Source organism: Pseudomonas citronellolis (assembly GCF_029335315.1).
Classification (GTDB): Bacteria; Pseudomonadota; Gammaproteobacteria; order Pseudomonadales; family Pseudomonadaceae; genus Pseudomonas; species Pseudomonas citronellolis_A.
In genome coordinates, this window is record NZ_JARJLT010000406.1 from 1 (window position 1) to 19,061 (window position 19,061).

A 19,061-nucleotide genomic window follows, 5' to 3' on the forward strand; every position below is an offset into this window, starting at 1 on the left:
TTCGCGAGGGAAGCCCGGCTTGCCGGGCCCGGATGTCGGGGCAAGCCTTTTTGGTTCCTTTTGTGGCGTTTGACAAAAGGGACTCGCCGAGAGGCGAAACCAGAAACATCCGAGCACTCTGAAGCGGCGCAAACACACCCAACCCCAAAGGCACTGGGTCCCCGCATTCGCGGGGATGACGCCGGGAGGAAGCACGGCGCAAAGCCCGACCCACGAATCCCCACCCACCAATAAAAAAGGGCCAGCCCGGGTGCTGCCCCCCGCGCCGGCCCTCCTCGGGTCGGGGACGTGTTGACCGTCACATCCCCCAGTGCAGCATCGCGAGTACCAGCACGGCGAGGAAAACGGTTTCACCGACCATCAGCAGGATCGGCCGCAGCCCCACCGTGGCCAGTTCACGCAGCTGGGTCTTCATGCCCAGCGCGGCGATGGCGATCACCAGGCACCATTGCGATAGCTTGCCGCCGGCCTGCTGCACCGCCTCGGGCACCACGCCGGTGCTGTTCAGCGCCGCCAGCAGGACGAAGCCGACGGCGAACCAGGGCAACAGCGGCGGACGCTTGCTGCCCGGCTCCACGCCACGGGCGCGGGTGATCATGGCCGCGCAGAGGATGACCGGCAGCAGCATCGCCACGCGCATCAGCTTGACCACCGTGGCCACGTCGCCGGTCTCGTGCGACATGCCGTAGCCGGCGCCCACCACCTGGGCCACGTCGTGGATGGTGCCGCCGAGGAACATCCCCGCGTGCAGCGGGTCCAGGCCCAGGGCGTGGGCGATCATCGGGTAGAGGATCATCGCCAGGGTCGACAGCGCCGAGACGCCCAGCACGGTGAACAGCGTGGCCTTTTCCTTCTGCCCGTGGGCCGGCAGCGCGGCGGCCAGCGCCAGGGCCGCCGAGGCGCCGCAGATGGCGGTGGCGCCGCCGGTGAGCAGGCCGAACAGGCTGCTGAAGCCGAGCAGCCGGGCGGCGGCGATGGACACCAGGATGGTGACCACCACCAGCACCACCACCATGGCCACCGGCTGCCAGCCGAGCGCGGCGATCTGCCCGAGGGTGATGCGGATGCCCAGCAGCGCCACGCCCAGGCGCAGCACTTCGCGGGCGGTGAATTCGATGCCGGCCTTGCAGGCGCTGTCGGCCGAGAGGAAGTTCAGCGCCAGCCCCAGCAGCAGGGCGAAGAGCATCACCGGGGCGCCGTAGTGCTCGGAGAGGAAGGTCGCGGCGGCGGCGACCATGGCGCTGACCAGCAGCCCCGGCAGCAGCGTGCGGCCGCGCGTGCCGAAGGTAGCGATAGTGGTGGCGCTCATGGAGTGGTCTCCTCTGCAGCGGGATCGGCGATGACGACGATGCACGCATCGGCGTCCCATTCGAGGGTGTGGCGCCGCACGCCGAAGCCCGGCACGCGGCTGGCGCAGCCCGTGGCCAGGTCGAAGTACAGGCCGTGGGCCGGGCATTGCAGCAGGCGGCCGAGCAGCTTGCCGGAGAACAGCGAGGCGCCGCCGTGGGGGCAGCCGTCGTCGATGGCGTGGTACTCGCCGCCGACGTTGAACAGCAGCAGGCCCTGCTCGCCGAAACGGAACAGCCGGCGCCCGCCGGCGTCCGGCAACTGCTCGCGGGGTATGCGCAGGCGCTGGTTCATGCCACCTCCTCCGCCTGGCGCTTGCGTTCCACCGCGCGCGACAGGGTCATCAGCAACTGTTCCGGGGACTGCGCGCCGAGGGCGAAGGGCCGGCCTTCGAGCAGGAACAGCGGGACGCTCGCATCGGCCAGCCCCACCCGGCGGCCGATGTAGAAACGCGCGCCATCCGCCAGCGCCTGCTCGAAGTCGCCGGTCTGGTAGCCGCAGGCGCGCAGTACGCGCCGCAGCGAATCACGTTGCCCGAGGTCGTCGCCGAGCACGAAGTGGGCGCGGAACAGCTGTTCCAGCAGGCACTCCAGCTGGGTCGCGGTGCCCACCTGGGCGGCGCGGGCGAACACCCGGTGCGCGTAGGTGGTGTTGGGCATCACCCGGATGCGCTCCAGCTCGATGCTCACCCCGGCCTGCTCCGCCGCCTTGCGCACCTCGGCCTGGCGCGCGCGCACCGCGCGCTTGCCGCCCAGGCGGCGCAGGTAGAAGTCGGCGAAGGGTTCGCCGTCCATGGCCACCTGCGGCAGCAGTTGCAGGCCCAGCCAGGTGAGGTTGACACGGATATCCGGGCGCTGCGTGGCGAGGGTGCGCAGCGCGGCGTCGAGGTTGCGCTTGCCGATCAGGCACCAGGGGCAGATGAAGTCGAAGGTCATCTCCAGTTCCAGGCTCAGCATGCCGCGCCCTCCTCGCCGCGCAGGCGGCGGATGTCGGCCGGGTAGTGGCGGTGCGCGTAGCAGAACACCAGGGCCGCGGCGACGCTGATCAGCGGCACCAGCTGGAAGGCCCGGTCGAGCCCCAGGTGGTCGGCCAGTACGCCGGTGAGCAGCGGCCCCGGGGCCAGGCCCAGGAGGTTGTTGACCAGGGTCAGGGTGGCGAAGGCGGTGCCATGCACGGCGGCGTGGGTCAGGTTGGCGACCATCGCCCCCGCCGGCCCCGAGGTGCCGGTGGCGACCAGCATGGCCAGGGCGATCAGGCTCAGTTGCGCAGCCCCCGGCGGCAGGCGGAAGGCGACCGACAGCAGCACGCAGCTGATCACGCAGAAGGCGATGGCCAGGACGATCTTGCGCTGCGGCGCGGCGCGCCCCAGGCGGTCGCAGAGGACGCCGCAGAGCACCATGCCGGCGCCGCCGACCAGCACCACCACGCCCGAGACCAGCCCGGCGCGGTCGGTGCCCATCTGGTAGTAGCGGTTCAGGTAGCTGGGCAGCCAGACCATCACCGCCGCGCCGACGAACAGTTGCAGGCCGCTGCCGATGTAGGCGCTGACCACCGAGCGGCTGGCGAACAGGCTCTTCAGCGAATGCCCGCCGCGCTGGCCGGCGGCGACGCGCACATGGCCGATGCGCTGGTCGTTGACCAGCAGCGGGTAGGCCAACGCCAGCAGCAGGCCGAACAGCGCCATGCCGGCGAAGGCCCAGCGCCAGCCCAGGTGCGCCGCCAGCACGCCGCCCAGGCCCATGCCCAGCACCGAGCCGAACATGCCGCCGGCCATGAAGGCGCCGGTCAGGGTGGCGCGCAGGTGCGCCGGGAACACCGAGATCACCACGGCGATGCCGACGCTGCCGTAGGCCGCCTCGCCGACGCCGACCAGGAAGCGTGCGGCGAACATCTGCGGGAAGTTTTCGGCCAGGGCGCAACCGAGGGTCGCCAGGCTCCACAGCAGGGCCATCAGCACCAGGCTGCGCACCCGGCCCCAGCGGTCGGCGAGCAGCGACAGCGGGAAGGTCAGCAGCCCTACCATCACCGCCACGATGCCGCTGAGCAGGCCCAGCTGCGCGTCGCTCAGCGCCCATTCGCCCTTGAGCAGCGGGAACACCGCGTTGAGCACCTGGCGCGACATGTAGTCGGAAATCAGCAGGCCGAAGGTCAGCGCGAACACCACCCAGGCGTAGCGGCGCGACACGCCGGGTTCGGCGGCGGGAATGTCGCCCAGGGCGACGGAGTGGATGGCCATGGCGGGTACCTCTGCCGGCGTTATGGATTCTTCTTGTTCTGTGCGCGGCCGGCCGGGGCGCGAACCCCGGCGGCCACTGTTTCAGGTGTTCAGGCGCGCTGCGGCACGCCCTTCTGGCCGGGCGCGCGGTTCGGCGCCATGCCGTTCATGCGCAAGGTTTCCTCGACGCTGTCGTACTGCACGCCGATGCGGTAGATCGCCCGCGCCTCGCGGCCGTCGGCCACCTCGCGGCCCAGTTCGTGGGCGACCCGCACGCACTGCTGGATCTGCTCCACCGAGCCCATGCGCTGGCCGTGCTGGTCGATGATGGTGTCCTCGATGCCGCAGCGCGGGTGCAGGCCCAGGGCCATGGCGATCATGTTGAACGGCAGCACGTTCTTCAGCAGCGACTCGGCGGTGATGCAGGCGCCGTCGGGCGCGCGGTGCACGAAGTTCATGAAGTTGAACGGGTTGGGGCCGTCGAAGCCGCCGCCGATGCCGATCCAGGTCAGGTTCAGCGGGCCCAGGTAGACGCCCTTGCGCACCAGGCGTTCGAGGGTTTCCAGGGCGTGCATGCCGGTGAGCTGAAAGTGCGGCTGGACGCCGGCGGCCTGCAGGCGCTTGAGGTGCTCCTCGACCCAGGCCGGGCCGGCGGGCACGGTCATCTCGCTGTAGGCCGCCTGGAATGCCGGGTTGGCCAGGGAGGTGCCTTCCAGGTATTCCGGGTAGAGCAGCTCCATGATGTTCATCTGGGTGGTGTTGATCGCCACCGTCACCTGGTCCGGCTTGGGCGTCAGCTCGGCGAGCATGTGCCGGGTGTCGTCGGACAGCCACTTGGCCGCCTCGCCTTCGTCCTCGGGGGCGAAGGAGATCGAGCCGCCGACCTGGATGATCATCTCCGGCACCGCCTCGCGGACCCCGGCGATCAGCTCGTTGAACTTGGACAGGCGCTTGGAGCCCTTGCCGTCCAGCTCGCGCACGTGCAGGTGGAGCACGGTGGCGCCGGCCTCGTAGCAGTCCACGGCTTTCTGCACCTGCTCGTCCATGCTCACCGGGATGTCTTCGGGGAAGTCCTCGGGCATCCACTCGGGGCCGTAGGGGGCCACGGTGATGACCACCTTCTCCTGGTTTTCCGGGTGCAGGGAATCGTCGAAAAATTGCATGTCGGTCTCCTCGGATTGTTCTTGTCGGATCGACGTCGGGCGCGCGGCCCGGCTCAGTACGGCTTGTCGCCGATGATTCCGGCGCGCTCCATCTGGCGCACGCAGGGGGGGTAGTCCATCACCGCGTAGTGCTGGGTGCTGCGGTTGTCCCAGATCGCCACGCTGTTCTTCTGCCAGCGCCAGCGCACCTGGTACTCGGGGATGTAGGCCTGGCTCACCAGGTAGCGCAGCAGGTCGCCGGCGCCGGGGTTGGCGTCCTGGCCGAAGCGCACGTTCTGCGCGGTGTGGTAGTTGCTGAAGTGGGTGGTGAAGGCGTTGACGAACAGCACCTTCTCGGCGGTTTCCGGGTGGGTGCGCACCACCGGGTGCTCGGCGTCCGGGTACTGCGCCTTGAGCGCCAGGCGCTTGTCGATGGGCATGGCCGCGCCGAAGCTCGCCTCGATGCTGTGGCGGGCGCGCAGGTTGGCGATCTTCTCCTTGATCTCCGCCGGCAGGTTGGCGTAGGCCAGGGCCATGTTCGCCCACAGGGTGTCGCCGCCCACCGGCGGGCATTCCACGCAGCGCAGCACGCAGCCCATGGGCGGGATCTCGCGCCAGGTGGCGTCGGTGTGCCAGGCGTTCTCGTAGCGGTCGTTGGGCTGGTTGGGGTTCTTGTAGATACGCACCAGGCCCGGGTGCTCCGGGTCGCTGCCGGCCACCGGGTGGTCCTCCAGCTCGCCGAAGCGGCGGGCGAAGGCCACGTGCTCGGCGCGCTCGATGGCCTGGTCGCGGAGGAACAGCACCTTGTGCTCCAGCAGCAGGCGGCGGATTTCGGCGAACAGCTCCGGGTCGCGCGCGGCGTCGCCCAGGCTCACCCCGGAGAGCTCGGCGCCGATGCTGCAGGTCAGTCGTTCCACGTGCATGGCGGCGCCCTCAGATGACGAAGATGGATGAACCGGTGGTCTTGCGCGCTTCCAGGTCGCGGTGCGCCTGCACGGCGTCCTCCAGCGCGTAGTGCTGGTTGATCTCGATGCGGATGTCGCCGTTGCCGACGTGGCCGAACAGTTCGTCGAGCAGCGCCTGCTTCTCCGCCGGCTCGGCGATGTAGTCGGCCAGCGCCGGGCGGGTGAGGAACAGCGAGCCCTTCATCGCCAGCAGCACCGGGTCGAACGGCGGGATCGGCCCGGAGGCGGTGCCGACGCAGACCATCAGCCCACGGCGCTTGAGCGAGTCCAGCGAGCCCATGAAGGTGTCCTTGCCGACGCTGTCGAAGACCACGTCCACGCCGCGCCCGTCGGTGAGTTCGCGCACGCGTTTGGCGACGTCCTCCTCGCTGTAGTTGATGACCTGGCTGCAACCGTGGGCGTAGGCGGCTTCCGCCTTGGCCGCGCTGGACACCGTGCCGATCACCTTGAGCCCGAGCAGCCGCGCCCACTGCGCGACGATCAGGCCGACGCCGCCGGCCGCCGCGTGCAACAGCAGGCTGTCGCCGGGCTGGAAGGCGTGCAGGCGGCGCAGCAGGTAGGCCGAGGTCAGGCCGCGCATGGTCATGGCCGCGGCGGTCTCGAAGGCGATGTTCTCCGGCAGGCGGATCAGCGGCGCGGCCGGCACCAGACGCTCGCTGGCGTAGGCGCCGAGGGTGTTGACGAAGCCGGTGTAGGTGACCCGGTCGCCGGGCGCCACGTTGCTCACGCCCTCGCCCACCGCCAGCACCACGCCGGCGGCCTCCACGCCCATCCCCGAGGGCAGCGGCACCGGGTAGGTGCCGTTGCGGAAGTAGGTGTCGGCGTAGTTCAGGCCCACCGCCACGTGGCGGATGCGTACCTGGCCGGGGCCGGGCTCGCCGACCTCGACGTCCTCGAGGCGAAGTACCTCGGGGCCCCCTGTCTCATAAAAACGAACGGCCTTGGCCATGCCGGAATCTCCCGTCTGCATTGTTCTGCGGGCGAACGCCCATGCAGCGGACTCTAGGCAGCGGGCCTGCGCGCTGCTTCACCTGGCGCGACAGGGATTTCGCATTTCATGACAGCGGTGGCTGGCGCCGCCGCGGCGGTGGCCGGCGCGGCGGTGGCCGGCGCGGCGTCAGGGCTTGGGCAGGTACAGCGCCACCAGGTCTAGGCAGGCGCCGATGCCGTGCTCGATGGCCTTCATGTCCTTGCGCCGCTGCCAGTCGAGCCAGAGGCCGTCGAGCATGGCCATGATCGCGTCGGCCGGCTTGTCGATGCGCTCGGGGCTCACGCCGTGGGCCTCGGCGATCTTGCGCAGGATGTCCACCAGGCGTTCGCGGTAGATCGCGTAGAGCTTGCGCTCGGTGTCGGCGATATCCGGCTGGAACAGCGAGGCCGACCACAGGTCGATGCGCACCGAGAGGTAGCTGCGGTCGAGGAAGGTGCCGGTGAAGCCGCTGCGCAGGAACACTTCCAGCTGCTGCATGGGTTCGCGCGGCTCGGCCACCAGGCTGGCGTAGGTGGCTTCGTAGAGCGTGCGCGAGGCGTACTTGTAGGCCTCCACCAGCAGCTCGTTCATGTCCTTGAAGTGGTAGCTGATATGGCCCAGGGCCATTTCCGCGCGGGCCGCGACCTTGCGCGCGGAGAGCTTGGCGTAGCCCTCCTCGCTCAGGCACAGGAAGGCCGCCTTGATGATCTCCACCCGACGCAGCTCCGGGTCGTAGATTTTCTTCGCCTTCTGTTGCGCCATGCGTGCCGTTCCTGGGTGGCGTTCGGGGACGGGCGATTATCCCGCCCCCGGTCCTTCGCGGTCAAAGCGCCGTGCCGATTACAGCCGAATCCAGGTGGCCTTGAGCTCGGTGTACTTGTCGAAGGCGTGCAGCGAGCGGTCGCGGCCGTTGCCGGACTGCTTGAAGCCGCCGAAGGGCGCGGTCATGTCGCCGCCGGAGTACTGGTTGACCCACACGGAGCCGGCGCGCAGCGCGCGGGCCACGCGGTGCGCGCGCGACAGGTCGGCGGTCCACAGCCCGGCGGCCAGGCCGTAGGGGGTGTCGTTGGCGATGGCCACGGCCTCCTCGGCGTCGTCGAAGTCGATTACCGACAGCACCGCGCCGAAGATTTCCTCGCGGGCGATGCGCATGTCGTTGCGCACCCCGTCGAACACCACCGGGCCGAGGTAGCAGCCGCTTTCGCTGGCGCCGACCAGCAGCCGCGCGCCCTCCTCCAGGCCGCTGGCGACGTAGCCCTTGACCTGCGCCAGGTGCTGCGCGTCGACCAGCGCGCCGTAGCGGCTGGCCGGGTCCAGCGCGTCGCGCGGGGTCCAGGCGCGCAGGGCCTCGCGCAGGTGTTCGAGGAAGGCCTCGCGCACCGAGCGCTGCACCAGCAGGCGCGAACCCGCCGTGCACACCTGGCCCTGGTTGTAGGCGATCGCCGCCGCGGCGCTGGCGGCGGCGCCGGCCAGGTCCGGGGCGTCGGCGAAGACGATGTTCGGGCTCTTGCCGCCGGCCTCGCTCCAGACCCGCTTGAGGTTGGACTGCCCGGCGGCCACCAGCAGCCGCTTGGCCACCCCGGTGGAGCCGGTGAAGGCGATGGCGTCGACGTCCAGGTGCCGGGCCAGGGCGTCGCCGGCCTCGGCGCCGTAGCCGGGCACCACGTTGAACACGCCGTCGGGGATGCCCGCCTCGCTGGCCAGCCGCGCCACGCGGATGGCCGTCAGCGGCGAGCGCTCCGACGGCTTGAGGATCACCGAATTGCCGCAGGCCAGCGCCGGCCCGAGCTTCCAGCTGGCCATCAGCAGCGGGAAGTTCCACGGCACGATCACCGCCACCACCCCGACCGCCTCGCGGGTCACCAGGCCAAGCTGGTCCTCGGCGGTGGCGGCGATCTCGCCGTAGACCTTGTCGATCGCCTCGGCGCTCCAGCGGATGGCGTTGGCCGCGCCGGGCACGTCGGTGGCCAGGGCGTGGGCGATCGGCTTGCCCATGTCCAGGGTTTCCAGCAGCGCCAGCTCCTCGGCGTGGCGTTCCAGCAGCTCGGCGAAGCGCAGCAGCGTGCGCTTGCGCTGCGCCGGCGCCTGGCGCGACCAGTGGCCGGCGTCGAACGCCCGGCGCGCGGCGACCACCGCCAGGTCGACGTCGGCCGGCCCGCCACGGGCGATCGCCGCGAGGTGGCGGCCGTCCAGCGGGCTGTGCTTGGCGAAGTGCCGGCCATCCACGGCGTCACGGTAGTCGCCGGCGATGAAGCAGCGGCCTTCGATGCTCAGGTCGGCGGCTCGGCCGGCCCAGTCTTGCGGGGTTGTCGCGCTCACGAAAGGTTCTCCTTGATTGCTGAGGGTCAGGCCACGCCGCGCCGGGCCAAGCCGTCCAGCCAGTCCGGGTCCATCTGCGGCATGCTGTCGAGCAGGCGGGTCACGTAGCTGTCGCACGGCGGGCTGAACACCCGCGCCTTGTCGCCGTGGTCGACGACGCTGCCGGCCTTGAGCACCAGCACGTCGTCGGCGATGGACTGGACCACCGACAGGTCGTGGGTGATGAACAGGTAGGTGATGCCCAGGCTGTTCTTCAGGTCGTCGATCAGCCGCAGGATGCCTTCGGCGACCAGCTGGTCGAGGGCGCTGGTGATCTCGTCGCAGATGATCACCGAGGGCTCGGCGGCCAGCGCGCGGGCGATGCCGACGCGCTGCTTCTGCCCGCCGGACAGCTCGGCCGGGCGCCGGCTCATGAAGCGCGCCGGCTCCAGCCCCACGGCGTCCAGCAGCTCGCGCACCCGCGCTTCGCGTCGCGCCCCGTTCAGGCCGGCGTAGAACTGCAACGGCCGGCCGACGATGTCACCGACCCGGTGACGCGGGTTCAGCGCGGTGTCGGCCATCTGGTAGATCATCTGGATCGCCCGCAGCTGCTCGCGGCTGCGCTTGGCGTAGTGCCCGGCCAGCGGCTGGCCGTGGAACAGGATGGCGCCTTCGCGGCTGGGCAGCGCGCCGGTGATGCAGCGCCCCAGGGTGGACTTGCCCGAGCCGGACTCGCCGACGATGGCCAGGGTGCGCCCGGCGTGGACCTTCAGCGACACCGCATCGAGCACCGGCTTGTTCCCGTAGCCGGCGCGCACGCCGCGCAGCTCGAGGATCGGCGCCTGGTCGGCGGCCACCGGCGGGCGGGGCGCGCAGGCCAGGTTGCGCACCGCCCACAGCGAGCGGGTGTAGTCCGCCTGCGGGCGTTCGAGCAGCCGGCGCTTGTCGCCCTCCTCCACCACCGCGCCGTCCTTGAGCACCATCACCTGGTCGGCCATCTGCGCCACCACCGCCAGGTCGTGGGAGATGTAGATGGCCGCCACCTGGAATTCCCGCACCAGCTCGCGGATGGCCAGCAGCACGTCGATCTGGGTGGTCACGTCGAGCGCCGTGGTGGGCTCGTCGAAGATGATCAGGTCGGGCCGGCAGGACATCGCCATGGCCGTCATCACCCGCTGCAACTGGCCGCCGGAGACCTGGTGCGGGTAGCGCTCGCCGATGGCCTCGGGTTCCGGCAGGGAAATCTTCCGGTACAGCTCCACCGCATCGCGGCGCGCCTGCTCGCGGTCGGCCAGGCCATGCGCCAGGGCGCTCTCGCAGTGCTGTTCGATCAGCCGGTGCGCCGGGTTGAAGCTCGCCGCCGCCGACTGCGCGACGTAGGCGATGCGCGCGCCGAGCAGCTCGCGGTGGCGCGCCTCGGGGACGCGGCGCAGGTCGATGCCGTCGAAGTGGATTTCGCCGCCGCTGATGCGGCAGCCCTCGCGGGTGTAGCCCATGGCGGCCAGGCCGATGGTGGACTTGCCGGCGCCCGACTCGCCGACCAGGCCGAGAATCCTGCCGCGCTGCAGCTCCAGGTCCACGCCGTGGACGATCTCGCTCCAGCCCTGGGCGCCGGCCGCCTCGATGCGCAGCCCGGTTATCTTCAGAAGTGCTTCGGTCATGCGGTATGTCCTTGCTCGTGCGTGGGTCACGACGCTCATCGCCGCTGGGCGAGGAACCAGTCGGCGACGAAGTTGACGGCGATCGCCAGGGTGCCGATGGCCGCCGCCGGAATCAGCGGGGTGAGGTCGCCGAAGGAGATCAGCGAGGCGTTCTCGCGAACCATGCTGCCCCAGTCGGCCAGCGGCGGTTGCAGGCCCAGGCCGAGGAACGACAGCGAGGAAATGGTCAGGAACACGAAGCAGAAGCGCAGGCCGAATTCCGCCACCAGCGGCGCGCGGACGTTCGGCAGCAGCTCCACCGCCACCAGCCAGAACAGCCCCTCGCCGCGCAGCCGGGCGACTTCCATGTAGTCGGTGACCACCACGTTGAGCGACACCGAGCGGGCCAGGCGGAAAATCCGCGTGGCGTCCACCAGGGCGATGACGAACACCAGGTTGGCGATGCTGGTGCCGAAGATGGTCAGCAGCAGCAACGCGCAGATCAGCTGCGGCACCGCCATCAGCACGTCGATCAGCCGCGACAGCGCGCCGTCGACCCAGCCGCCGAGGGTCGCCGCCACCAGCCCGAGCGCGCCGCCGATGCAGAACGCCAGGGCGGTGGAGAGCAGCGCGATGCCGATGGTGTTGCGCGCGGCGAAGATCACCCGGGACAGCATGTCGCGCCCCAGGGCGTCGGTGCCCAGCCAGTTCTGCGCGCTCCACGGGTCGTACTCGCCGCCGACGATCTGGGTTTCGCCGTAGGGCGCCACCAGCGGGCCGAACAGCGCCAGGAACAGGTAGCAGAGGATGACCAGCAGGCCGATGCGAGCGGTCCAGCTCATCTGCTTGAAAGTGGAGATCAAGGCATTCATGGGTTCGCCCTCAGGTGCGATGCAGCAGGCGCGGGTTGGTGACGATGGAGAGCACGTCGGCGAGCAGGTTGATGCCGATGTAGACCACCGCGAAGATGCAGCAGCAGGCCTGCACCACCATCACGTCGCGCTTGATCACCGAGTCCACCATCAATTGGCCGAGGCCGGGGTAGACGAACACCACCTCCACCACCACCACGCCGGTGATCAGGTACGCCAGGTTCACCGCGATCACATTGACGATCGGCGCCCAGGCGTTGGGCAGCGCGTGGCGCAGGACGATCTTCAGCCGCGACAGGCCCTTGAGCCGGGCCATCTCGATGTACGGCAGCTGCAGCAGGTCGAGCACGGCGATGCGGGTCATGCGCATCATGTGCGCGGTGATCACCAGGGTCAGCGTCAGCGCCGGGAGGAAGGCCGACTGCAGGTGCTCCAGCAGGCTCGCCGAAGGCGGCAGGTCGGCGATGGAGGGGAACACCGGGTACTTCACCGCCAGCCAGAGGATGAGGATGTAGCCGATGAAGAACTCCGGCAGCGACACCGCCGCCAGCGAGATCACGTTGACGATGCGGTCGTACGGCGAGTCCTTGTAGAGCGCGGCGAACAGCCCCAGCAGCAGCGCCAGCGGCACCGCGATCAGCGCCGTGTAGCCGGCCAGGAAGAAGGTGTTGAGCAGGCGCTGGCCGATCAGCTCGGACACCGCCCGGCCGTTGGCCAACGACACGCCGAAGTCGCCGTGCAGGCTGCCCAGCAGCCAGCTGAGATAGCGCGCCAGCGCCGGCCGGTCGAGGCCCAGCTCGTGGCGCAGCGCCGTCAGCGCCTCGGGGGTGGCGGACTGGCCGAGGAGCTTCTGCGCCATGTCGCCGGGCAGCAGCTGCACCGCCGCGAAGATCAGCGCCGAGACCCCGAGCAGGGTCAACGCGCCAAGGAGGATGCGCCGCAAGAGAATGGGATAGATCAGTGCCATGGTGTCGACCTGCAGGCCTGGTGGGCGATGCTTCTTGTTGTTGTTCCGCACGCGGCGCCGGAACCCGTCCGGCGCCACGCGCGGGTTTGGCTCGGGATCAGCGCGAGGCCTGGTCGAGGAAGGCCTTCAGGTGCGGGATAACCTTGTCGCTGGCCTCGATCAGGATCGCGTGCTTCAGGTCCGCCAGCACCACCAGCTCGGCGTGCGGAAGCGCGTCGGCGATCTGCCGGTTCAGGCCGGGGTTGCAGCCGCCGTCGAACTCGCCGGTGAGCACCAGGCACGGCTGCTCCACCTCGTGCAGCCAGGGCGCCATCTCGGTCTCGGCGTAGATGTGGAAGACGTTGAGGAACACCTCGGCCGGCGTGTCCATGACCTGCCGCTTGCGCCACTCGATCACCTCCGGGCGCGCCGCGCAGAAGGCCTCGGTGAACCAGCGCTGGGTGAGGGTGTCGAGCACCGGGCCGATGCCCTGCTCTTCCATGGCCCGCACCACCTTGCGCACGTTCTCGCTGTCCTGCGGCGAGCGGAACGCCGCGGTCGACAGCAGGCCGACGCTGAGCACCCGCTGCGGGTACTTGCGGGCGTAGGCCGGGCCGATCATGCCGCCCAGCGAATGGCCGATGATGTGCATCCGCTCCACGCCCAGCCGGGCGCGCAGGGCTTCCAGGTCCTCGACCAGCTCGTCCAGGCCGAAGGCCTCGGTCGGCAGCGGCGAATCGCCGTGGCCGCGCAGGTCGTAGCGGATGCAGGTGAAGCTGTCCTGCAGCGCCTCGGTGACCTTGTCCCAGCCGGTCTTGCGCGCGCCTATGCCGTGGACCATCACCAGGGCCGGGCCCTGCCCGTCCACCGCGTAAGCGCAATCCAGTGCCTTGCTCATGGTGCGCCTCCTCAGGCCTGGGCCTTGGCTTCGGCGATGATCTCCGCATAGGTGCGGCCACCCACGCCCCAGTCGGCCGGGTCGACCTCCTTGAGCAGGATGGTCACCGCCTGCGGCTTGCCACCGCAGACCTGGACGTAGGTGTCGGTCAGCGCCTGGATCAGCTCGCGTTTCTTGTCGGGGGTGCGTCCGGGGAAGAGCTCAACACTAATCAGCGGCATCAGCCGATCCTCTTGTTCATGGCGGGTTGGTTTGAGTGGAACGATCTGGAGCTGAAGTGCGGAATGATCTGCTCGCCGAAGCGCCGCATCATGTCCAGGCTGTCGGCCTGGGACTGGCCGAAGTTGGAGGTGGTGATCACCTCGTCGATGCCGGCCTCGGCGTAGGCCGCGAGCTGGTCGAGCATGCGCTCGCGGGTGCAGATCAGCAGGTTGCGGCCCAGCTCCTCGATGGACTGCTTGCGCGGCAGCGCCTCGATGCCGCCGCCGTGGACGATGCCCGGCCCGGTGAACACATTGTCGAAGCGCATGTAGTAGTCATGGGCCAGGCGCAGCTTCTCGCGGGCGTCGGCCTCGTCGCGCGCCAGGTAGATCGCGCGTTGCAGCGACAGCCGCGCGCCGGGCGCCCTGGGCCGGGCTTCGGCGTGGCCGCGGCGGAAGGCCTCGACCTGCTCCAGGAGCATCCGGTGGTCGCCGCTCAGCGGCGTGGTCTGCACCGACAGGCCCTGCCGCGCGCAGGCCTGGATGCCGTCCGGGACCATGGCCGCGACCATCAGCGGAATCTCCCGCTCGGGGCGCGGCATCACCGTCAGCGGGCCGAACTGGTAGTACGTGCCGTCCCAGGCCACTTCCTTGCGCGTCAGCAGGGCCTGGAGCACCGCGAGGGACTCGTCGAAGCGCTCGCGGGTGGAGTCCATCGGCACGCCGAGCTTCTCGATCTCGTACTTGAACGCGCCGCGCCCCACGCCCAGCACCAGGCGGCCGTCGCACAGCGCGTCGGCCTGCACCACCTCGCCGGCGAACACGCGCATGTCGCGGATCGGCAGCACCACGATGGAGGTGACCAGCTCGATGCGCCGGGTGGCCGCGGCGATCTTCACCGCCATCTGCAACGGCGAGGGCACCAGCAGGATGTTGATCAGGTGGTGCTCGGGGATCGAGACGCCGGCGTAGCCGACCTCTTCGGCGACCACCGCCTGCTCGACCATGCAGTCGTACAAGTGCTTGCCGGAGGCGTCCGGGTCGGGCAGGTAGGAACTGAGGAAGTGATTGAATTCCATGCTTGTATCCACTTATTGGGCTTGGTGTTTCCAGTCCTGCCAGTGCACGGGCTTGCCCGCGATACCGGCGATTCGTCCGCCGTCGGCGGTGTCGCAATAGATGCCGAAGGCGTCGGCTTCGCGCTCGGCGAAGAAGCGATGGATCATGCTCACCGTGTAGTCGCCGCGAACCTGCGTCCACGGCCGCTCGTGGGCCGCGAACACCCGCACCTCCAGCCCCGCGGCGGCGCCGCCGGGCGCGGGGCCGAGGGCGTCGGCGCGGAACACCAGGCGGGTGAAGTCCTCGCCCTGTTCCTCGAACATCGAGTAGATGAACGACACGTCGCCCTCCAGGCCGACCCGGCGGAACACCTCGTCGACCACCGCGCGGCGGCTGACCCCGGCGCGCCAGTACAGCTCGGGGATGCCCCAGTGCTCGGCGCCCGCCTCGCGCACCAGCACCAGGCCGTCGCCCTGGGCGATCAGGCAGCCGACCTTGAGCGCGCTGCCGCGCTCGACCTGGATGGCCCGGGCGCCCTCGGCGAAGTCCAGGTAGCTGCCGCGGAAGTAGCCCAGCGGGCTGCCGACGCTGCTGCGATAGCGCTGCACCTGGCCGATCAGGATCACGTGGTCGCCGGCTTCCACCAGGCTGTGCCGCGTGCAGCAGAGCACGCTGAGGCTGTCGGCCAGGCAGGGCGCGGCCGGCTCCGAGGCGAGCAGTTCGACGCCGGCGAACTTGTCCGCCGAGCGCCCGGCGAAGGTGTTGGACAGCCCGCGCTGCCAGTCGCCGAGGATGTTCACCGCGAAGTGCGTGGCGGCGCCGAACACCGGCAGGCTGCCGGCGCTGCGGGCGATGCACACCAGCACCAGCGCCGGGTCCAGCGACACCGAGGTGAAGGAGTTGGCGGTGAAGCCGCGCGGCGCGCCGTCGGCGTCCCAGGCGCTGACCACGGTGACGCCGGTCATGAAGGTGCCGAAGACGTTGCGCAGGCCGCGCGCATCCTGCGCGCTGACCGTCTGCCAGTCGAGGTTGCTCATGTCGGGTACCTGCGCTCAGGCCAGCGACCAGCGCTCGATGGCACGCATGCCATCCAGCGCCATGTTGCCGGAGATGGTCGGGCTGGTGACCACGTCGTTGCCCATGCCCATGATGTGGTTCATGAACATCGGCACCACGGTGGCGCCTTCCTCGTGGAGCAGCTTCTGCATGTCCCAGTAGATGGCCTTGCGCCGGGTCTCATCGAGCTCCGAGCGGGCCTGCAGCATCAGTTTGTCGAAGCGCGCGTTGTTCCACTGGGTGTCGCCCCAGGAGGCGCCGGTGGCATAGATCTGGCTGAAGATCCAGTCCGGCGTCGGGCGCCCGGTCCAGTAGCACATGCACAGCGGCTTCTTCGACCAGACGTTGATCCAGTAGCCGTCGTTGGACTCGCGCACCACCTTGAGGTTGATGCCGGCCTTGCGCGCGCTTTCCTCGAACAGCACGCCGGCGTCCACCGCCCCGGCGAAGGCCGCGTCGGCGGCGCTGATGCTCAGGTCGAGGCTGTCCAGCCCGGCCTGCTTGAGGTAGAAGCGCGCCTTGTCCGGGTCGTACTGGCGCTGCGGCAGCTCGCTGTTGAAGTACTTCTGCTGGGCGCCGATGGGGTGGTCGTTGCCGACGCTGCCGTGGCCGCGCAGGATCGACTTGACCCACTGCTCGCGGTCCACCGCGTACTTCAGCGCCAGGCGCACGTTGTTGTCCTGGAACGGACTGACGTTGGCGATCATCGGCATGGTGGCGTGGTTGAGGCCGGTGACCTCGGCGATGCGCACCTTGTTGCTGCGCTGCAGCAGCGAGAGGGTCTTGATCTCCACGCGGTTGATGACGTTGACCTTGCCGGTGAGCAGCGCGTTCTGCCGCGCCACCGGATCGGCGATGGCGATCAGCTCGGCCTCCTCGACGTGGGCCCGGCCGGGCTTCCAGTAGTTCGGGTTGCGCACCGCGAAGGCGCGCACGCCGGGGTTGTATTCCTTGAGCATGTAGCCGCCGGTGCCGACCCCGGAACGCCAGTCCACCTGGCCGTCGGCGCCGCGCGGGAGAATGCCCAGGTGGTAGTCGCTCATCAGCACCGGGAAGTCGGCGTTGCCGCCCTTGAGGCTGACCCGCACGGTGGCGTCGTCCAGCGCCTTGACCTCGGCGATCTGCGCGACGATGGACTTGGACAGCGACTTGGAGCCGTCCTTGCGGTGGTAGTCGAGGGTGGCCACCACGTCGTCGGCGACGAAGGCCTTGCCGTTGTGGAACTGCACGCCGCCGCGCAGCTTGAAGGTCCACACGCTGGCGTCCGGCGAGGACTCCCAGGACTCGGCCAGCTCGGGGATCGGGTTGCCGTTGCCGTCGATCTCCACCAGGTTGCCGCGTAGCGCCTGGCTCAGCAGCATCATGAAGTCGTCTTCGGCCAGCCCCGGGTCGAGGCTGTCGGTGGTCGAGGCGCCGGCCAGGCCGAACACCAGTCGCCCGCCGCGCTTCGGATCGGCCAGCGCCGGCAGCGGCAGGCCGTTGAGCAGCACCCCCGCCCACAGCAGGCCCATGGCCCCTTTCACCACGTCACGCCGTGAAACACCCATGGGCTGTTCGCCCGGACCTTTCTGCTTCATGCCGCACCTCTCGAGTTATATTTTTTGTACGACCGTACAAACGCAAGGCAAAAAAATAGCGACCCTCCGCGGATCGCGAGCGCTGCAGCCGCACGCCAGGCAGCACCCAGATCAGTACATCTGTACAAATTATTAACCCGAGGATTCCGCTGCAGCAAGAATTATTTTGTACATGTGTACAGATTTTTCTCGGCGACCTGGTGAAGCCCCTCGTTCAATCGCCTCAGTCCACCGCGCGGTACTGCGGGAGGATTTCCACGCAGGTCGTCGTGGAGCATGCAGCCCGGCTGCAGGATCACCCCGCCGCCGGCCAGGGCCACGGCGCGGCAGCTGTACGGGCACGATCGCGGGCATGGCCCGCTCCTACGGTGCCTCCCACGAATCCTGTCGTCGCGCTGGGGTCAGCCTGCAGGAGCGCCCCATGGGCGCGAATCCTGGCGGGCGGCGCGCCACATGCGGGTGGGCGCCGCTTCAGCGCAGGAACTTGAGGTCCGACGGCGAATCGATGCTGAAGGTCTGCAGGGTCTCGCCGAGCTTGCCGCTGGCCGGATCGCGGCGCATCACGCGGATCTCGTTGCTCTTCTGGTTGGCCACCAGCAGGAAATGGCCGCTGGGGTCGAGGCTGAACTCGCGCGGCTCGACACCCTCGCTGGCGCGCCGCTGCACTTCCTTGAGCAGGCCGCTGGCCGGGTCCACCGCGAACACCAGCAGCTCGCTGGAAGCGCCACGGTTGCTGGCGTAGAGGAAGCGCCCGTCCGCCGACAGGTGCAGCCCGGCGGCGGCCTTGTGCGCGGCGTCGCGGCCGGCGGCCAGGTCCACCAGCTGGCGCTGTTCGAGCTGGCCGTCGTTCACCGCGAACACGGCGATCTGCCCGGCCATCTCCAGGGTCAGGTAGGCGAACCGGCCGTCGCCGCTGAACAGCAGGTGGCGCGGGCCGCTGCCCGGCGGCAACTGCACCGACTCCGGGTGCTCGGCGCTCAGCGGCTGGTCGCTGTCGGTCGCCACGTAGCGGTAGATGAACACCTTGTCGGCGCCCAGGTCCTGCACGTAGACGTGCTGCCCATCCGCGCCGGACACCACCGAATGCACATGGCTGCCGGCCTGGCGCTGCGGGTTGACGTGGGAGGCGGCGTGGCGCTCCTGCTGGAGCACCTCGGTCAGCTCGCCGTTGGCGCCGACGCCGAGCACCGCCAGGCTGCCGCCGGGGTCGGCGTGCACCGCGTAGTTGGCCACGAACAGGTGCTTGCCGCCGGGCGCGAGGCTGGCGTGGGTGGGCTCGTCGCCACGGGTCTGCACCTGGTCGATCAGGCTCAACTCATGGCTGCCAGGGGCGATGGCGAAGGCACTGGCCTTGCCCTGTGGGTCCGGCGCGCCGGGGCCGTTCTCGTTGACCACATAGAGCCGCGTCTGCTCCGGGTTGAGAACCAGCCAGGAAGGGTTCTCCGCCGGCACCACCTGCAACGCCGGGGTCTCGATGCGCCCGCTGGCGCTGTCGAAGCGGTAGCGGTAGAGCCCCTGGCTGGCGCCACCGGTGTAGGTGCCGACCAGCAGGTCGTAGGACTGCCCGGCGCCGGCCGAGGCGGCGAACAGGCCGGTGCTGGCGCAGAGCAGCAGGGTCAGGGCGGCGGTCTTGTGCATGGCGGAAGTCCTGGGCGATGAAAGGGAGGCGTGCCGGCTCGGACCGCCGGCGGCTCGGTCGGTTCAGTCGCGACTGAAGCGCGCGGTTGACGCTCTTACAGCAACTTCTGATAGTGTAGGAAGAAGGAGATGGCATTCCTCCTTTAACCGCCCTCGTGCTGATGATGCCTACGCCAACCCTGGACAGGGTGCGTAGGCTCGCGCCCTGTCCTTTTGCCAAAGGACCGGACCGTGACCC

The 19,061-nt window shown here is 69.6% G+C and carries 18 protein-coding genes and 1 riboswitch; all 18 genes read right to left on the reverse strand.

What is annotated here, in order from left to right; all coding sequences use genetic code 11:
- Window positions 1-298: 298 nt before the first annotated feature.
- A complete protein-coding gene (locus tag P3W75_RS30820; RefSeq protein WP_276231121.1) occupies window positions 299-1,309 on the reverse strand; it encodes a YeiH family protein in 1,011 nt (336 codons plus the stop codon).
- Window positions 1,306-1,641 (reverse strand): Rieske (2Fe-2S) protein, encoded by a 336-nt coding sequence (locus tag P3W75_RS30825; RefSeq protein ID WP_276231122.1) that lies wholly within the window; start codon window positions 1,639-1,641, stop codon window positions 1,306-1,308. Before P3W75_RS30825 ends, P3W75_RS30820 begins: the two co-directional genes overlap by 4 nt.
- A complete protein-coding gene (locus tag P3W75_RS30830; RefSeq protein ID WP_276231123.1) occupies window positions 1,638-2,303 on the reverse strand; it encodes a DsbA family protein in 666 nt (221 codons plus the stop codon). Before P3W75_RS30830 ends, P3W75_RS30825 begins: the two co-directional genes overlap by 4 nt.
- Complete coding sequence (locus tag P3W75_RS30835) at window positions 2,297-3,583, reverse strand: MFS transporter (RefSeq protein WP_276231124.1); 1,287 nt, start codon at window positions 3,581-3,583, stop codon at window positions 2,297-2,299. The genes P3W75_RS30830 and P3W75_RS30835 overlap by 7 nt, the downstream gene beginning before the upstream one ends.
- Window positions 3,584-3,672: 89 nt before the next feature.
- Entirely contained in the window at window positions 3,673-4,725 is a 1,053-nt protein-coding gene (locus P3W75_RS30840) for a 3-keto-5-aminohexanoate cleavage protein (protein WP_276231125.1), read from the reverse strand.
- A gap of 53 nt (window positions 4,726-4,778) precedes the next feature.
- Window positions 4,779-5,627, reverse strand: coding sequence for a TauD/TfdA dioxygenase family protein (locus tag P3W75_RS30845; RefSeq protein ID WP_276231126.1), 849 nt, complete (start codon window positions 5,625-5,627; stop codon window positions 4,779-4,781).
- 10 nt (window positions 5,628-5,637) lie between these two features.
- Window positions 5,638-6,618 carry a quinone oxidoreductase family protein gene (locus P3W75_RS30850; RefSeq protein WP_276231127.1) on the reverse strand — a complete coding sequence of 327 codons (981 nt, stop codon included), beginning with the start codon at window positions 6,616-6,618 and terminating at the stop codon, window positions 5,638-5,640.
- 168 nt (window positions 6,619-6,786) lie between these two features.
- The gene (locus P3W75_RS30855) at window positions 6,787-7,401 is read right to left on the reverse strand and encodes a TetR/AcrR family transcriptional regulator (protein WP_276231128.1); all 615 of its coding nucleotides are present in this window, start codon (window positions 7,399-7,401) and stop codon (window positions 6,787-6,789) included.
- 78 nt (window positions 7,402-7,479) lie between these two features.
- Window positions 7,480-8,958 carry an aldehyde dehydrogenase gene (locus tag P3W75_RS30860; protein ID WP_276231129.1) on the reverse strand — a complete coding sequence of 493 codons (1,479 nt, stop codon included), beginning with the start codon at window positions 8,956-8,958 and terminating at the stop codon, window positions 7,480-7,482.
- A 26-nt stretch (window positions 8,959-8,984) separates the two neighbouring features.
- Window positions 8,985-10,598 carry an ABC transporter ATP-binding protein gene (locus P3W75_RS30865; RefSeq protein ID WP_276231130.1) on the reverse strand — a complete coding sequence of 538 codons (1,614 nt, stop codon included), beginning with the start codon at window positions 10,596-10,598 and terminating at the stop codon, window positions 8,985-8,987.
- Window positions 10,599-10,633: 35 nt separating this feature from the next.
- A complete protein-coding gene (locus P3W75_RS30870; protein ID WP_276231131.1) occupies window positions 10,634-11,449 on the reverse strand; it encodes an ABC transporter permease in 816 nt (271 codons plus the stop codon).
- 10 nt (window positions 11,450-11,459) lie between these two features.
- A complete protein-coding gene (locus P3W75_RS30875) occupies window positions 11,460-12,416 on the reverse strand; it encodes an ABC transporter permease (RefSeq protein ID WP_276231132.1) in 957 nt (318 codons plus the stop codon).
- Window positions 12,417-12,513: 97 nt separating this feature from the next.
- On the reverse strand, window positions 12,514-13,293 hold the full coding sequence (locus tag P3W75_RS30880; RefSeq protein ID WP_276231133.1) for an alpha/beta fold hydrolase: 780 nt from the start codon (window positions 13,291-13,293) through the stop codon (window positions 12,514-12,516).
- 11 nt (window positions 13,294-13,304) lie between these two features.
- On the reverse strand, window positions 13,305-13,514 hold the full coding sequence (locus P3W75_RS30885; protein WP_276231134.1) for a tautomerase family protein: 210 nt from the start codon (window positions 13,512-13,514) through the stop codon (window positions 13,305-13,307).
- Window positions 13,514-14,572: an LLM class flavin-dependent oxidoreductase gene (locus P3W75_RS30890; RefSeq protein WP_276231135.1), complete on the reverse strand. Its 1,059-nt coding sequence runs from the start codon at window positions 14,570-14,572 to the stop codon at window positions 13,514-13,516. The genes P3W75_RS30885 and P3W75_RS30890 overlap by 1 nt, the downstream gene beginning before the upstream one ends.
- A 12-nt stretch (window positions 14,573-14,584) precedes the next feature.
- A complete protein-coding gene (locus P3W75_RS30895) occupies window positions 14,585-15,589 on the reverse strand; it encodes a flavin reductase family protein (protein ID WP_276231136.1) in 1,005 nt (334 codons plus the stop codon).
- Between the two features lie 15 nt (window positions 15,590-15,604).
- Entirely contained in the window at window positions 15,605-17,185 is a 1,581-nt protein-coding gene (locus P3W75_RS30900) for an ABC transporter substrate-binding protein (protein WP_276231137.1), read from the reverse strand.
- Window positions 17,186-17,656: 471 nt separating this feature from the next.
- Window positions 17,657-18,823, reverse strand: coding sequence for a lactonase family protein (locus P3W75_RS30905; protein WP_276231138.1), 1,167 nt, complete (start codon window positions 18,821-18,823; stop codon window positions 17,657-17,659).
- Between the two features lie 116 nt (window positions 18,824-18,939).
- Window positions 18,940-19,001: riboswitch (Fluoride riboswitch) on the forward strand.
- Window positions 19,002-19,061: the final 60 nt, after the last annotated feature.

What these genes read in the sequence shown, in the direction of transcription:
- P3W75_RS30855 (WP_276231128.1), bottom strand. Translation starts at nt 7,401, where the DNA reads ATGGCGCAACAGAAGGCGAAGAAAATCTACGACCCGGAGCTGCGTCGG.
- P3W75_RS30875 (WP_276231132.1), bottom strand. Translation starts at nt 12,416, where the DNA reads ATGGCACTGATCTATCCCATTCTCTTGCGGCGCATCCTCCTTGGCGCG.
- P3W75_RS30900 (WP_276231137.1), bottom strand. Translation starts at nt 17,185, where the DNA reads ATGAAGCAGAAAGGTCCGGGCGAACAGCCCATGGGTGTTTCACGGCGT.
- P3W75_RS30880 (WP_276231133.1), bottom strand. Translation starts at nt 13,293, where the DNA reads ATGAGCAAGGCACTGGATTGCGCTTACGCGGTGGACGGGCAGGGCCCG.
- P3W75_RS30840 (WP_276231125.1), bottom strand. Translation starts at nt 4,725, where the DNA reads ATGCAATTTTTCGACGATTCCCTGCACCCGGAAAACCAGGAGAAGGTG.
- P3W75_RS30865 (WP_276231130.1), bottom strand. Translation starts at nt 10,598, where the DNA reads ATGACCGAAGCACTTCTGAAGATAACCGGGCTGCGCATCGAGGCGGCC.
- P3W75_RS30830 (WP_276231123.1), bottom strand. Translation starts at nt 2,303, where the DNA reads ATGCTGAGCCTGGAACTGGAGATGACCTTCGACTTCATCTGCCCCTGG.
- P3W75_RS30885 (WP_276231134.1), bottom strand. Translation starts at nt 13,514, where the DNA reads ATGCCGCTGATTAGTGTTGAGCTCTTCCCCGGACGCACCCCCGACAAG.
- P3W75_RS30870 (WP_276231131.1), bottom strand. Translation starts at nt 11,449, where the DNA reads ATGAATGCCTTGATCTCCACTTTCAAGCAGATGAGCTGGACCGCTCGC.
- P3W75_RS30905 (WP_276231138.1), bottom strand. Translation starts at nt 18,823, where the DNA reads ATGCACAAGACCGCCGCCCTGACCCTGCTGCTCTGCGCCAGCACCGGC.
- P3W75_RS30895 (WP_276231136.1), bottom strand. Translation starts at nt 15,589, where the DNA reads ATGAGCAACCTCGACTGGCAGACGGTCAGCGCGCAGGATGCGCGCGGC.
- P3W75_RS30890 (WP_276231135.1), bottom strand. Translation starts at nt 14,572, where the DNA reads ATGGAATTCAATCACTTCCTCAGTTCCTACCTGCCCGACCCGGACGCC.
- P3W75_RS30820 (WP_276231121.1), bottom strand. Translation starts at nt 1,309, where the DNA reads ATGAGCGCCACCACTATCGCTACCTTCGGCACGCGCGGCCGCACGCTG.
- P3W75_RS30835 (WP_276231124.1), bottom strand. Translation starts at nt 3,583, where the DNA reads ATGGCCATCCACTCCGTCGCCCTGGGCGACATTCCCGCCGCCGAACCC.
- P3W75_RS30850 (WP_276231127.1), bottom strand. Translation starts at nt 6,618, where the DNA reads ATGGCCAAGGCCGTTCGTTTTTATGAGACAGGGGGCCCCGAGGTACTT.
- P3W75_RS30825 (WP_276231122.1), bottom strand. Translation starts at nt 1,641, where the DNA reads ATGAACCAGCGCCTGCGCATACCCCGCGAGCAGTTGCCGGACGCCGGC.
- P3W75_RS30845 (WP_276231126.1), bottom strand. Translation starts at nt 5,627, where the DNA reads ATGCACGTGGAACGACTGACCTGCAGCATCGGCGCCGAGCTCTCCGGG.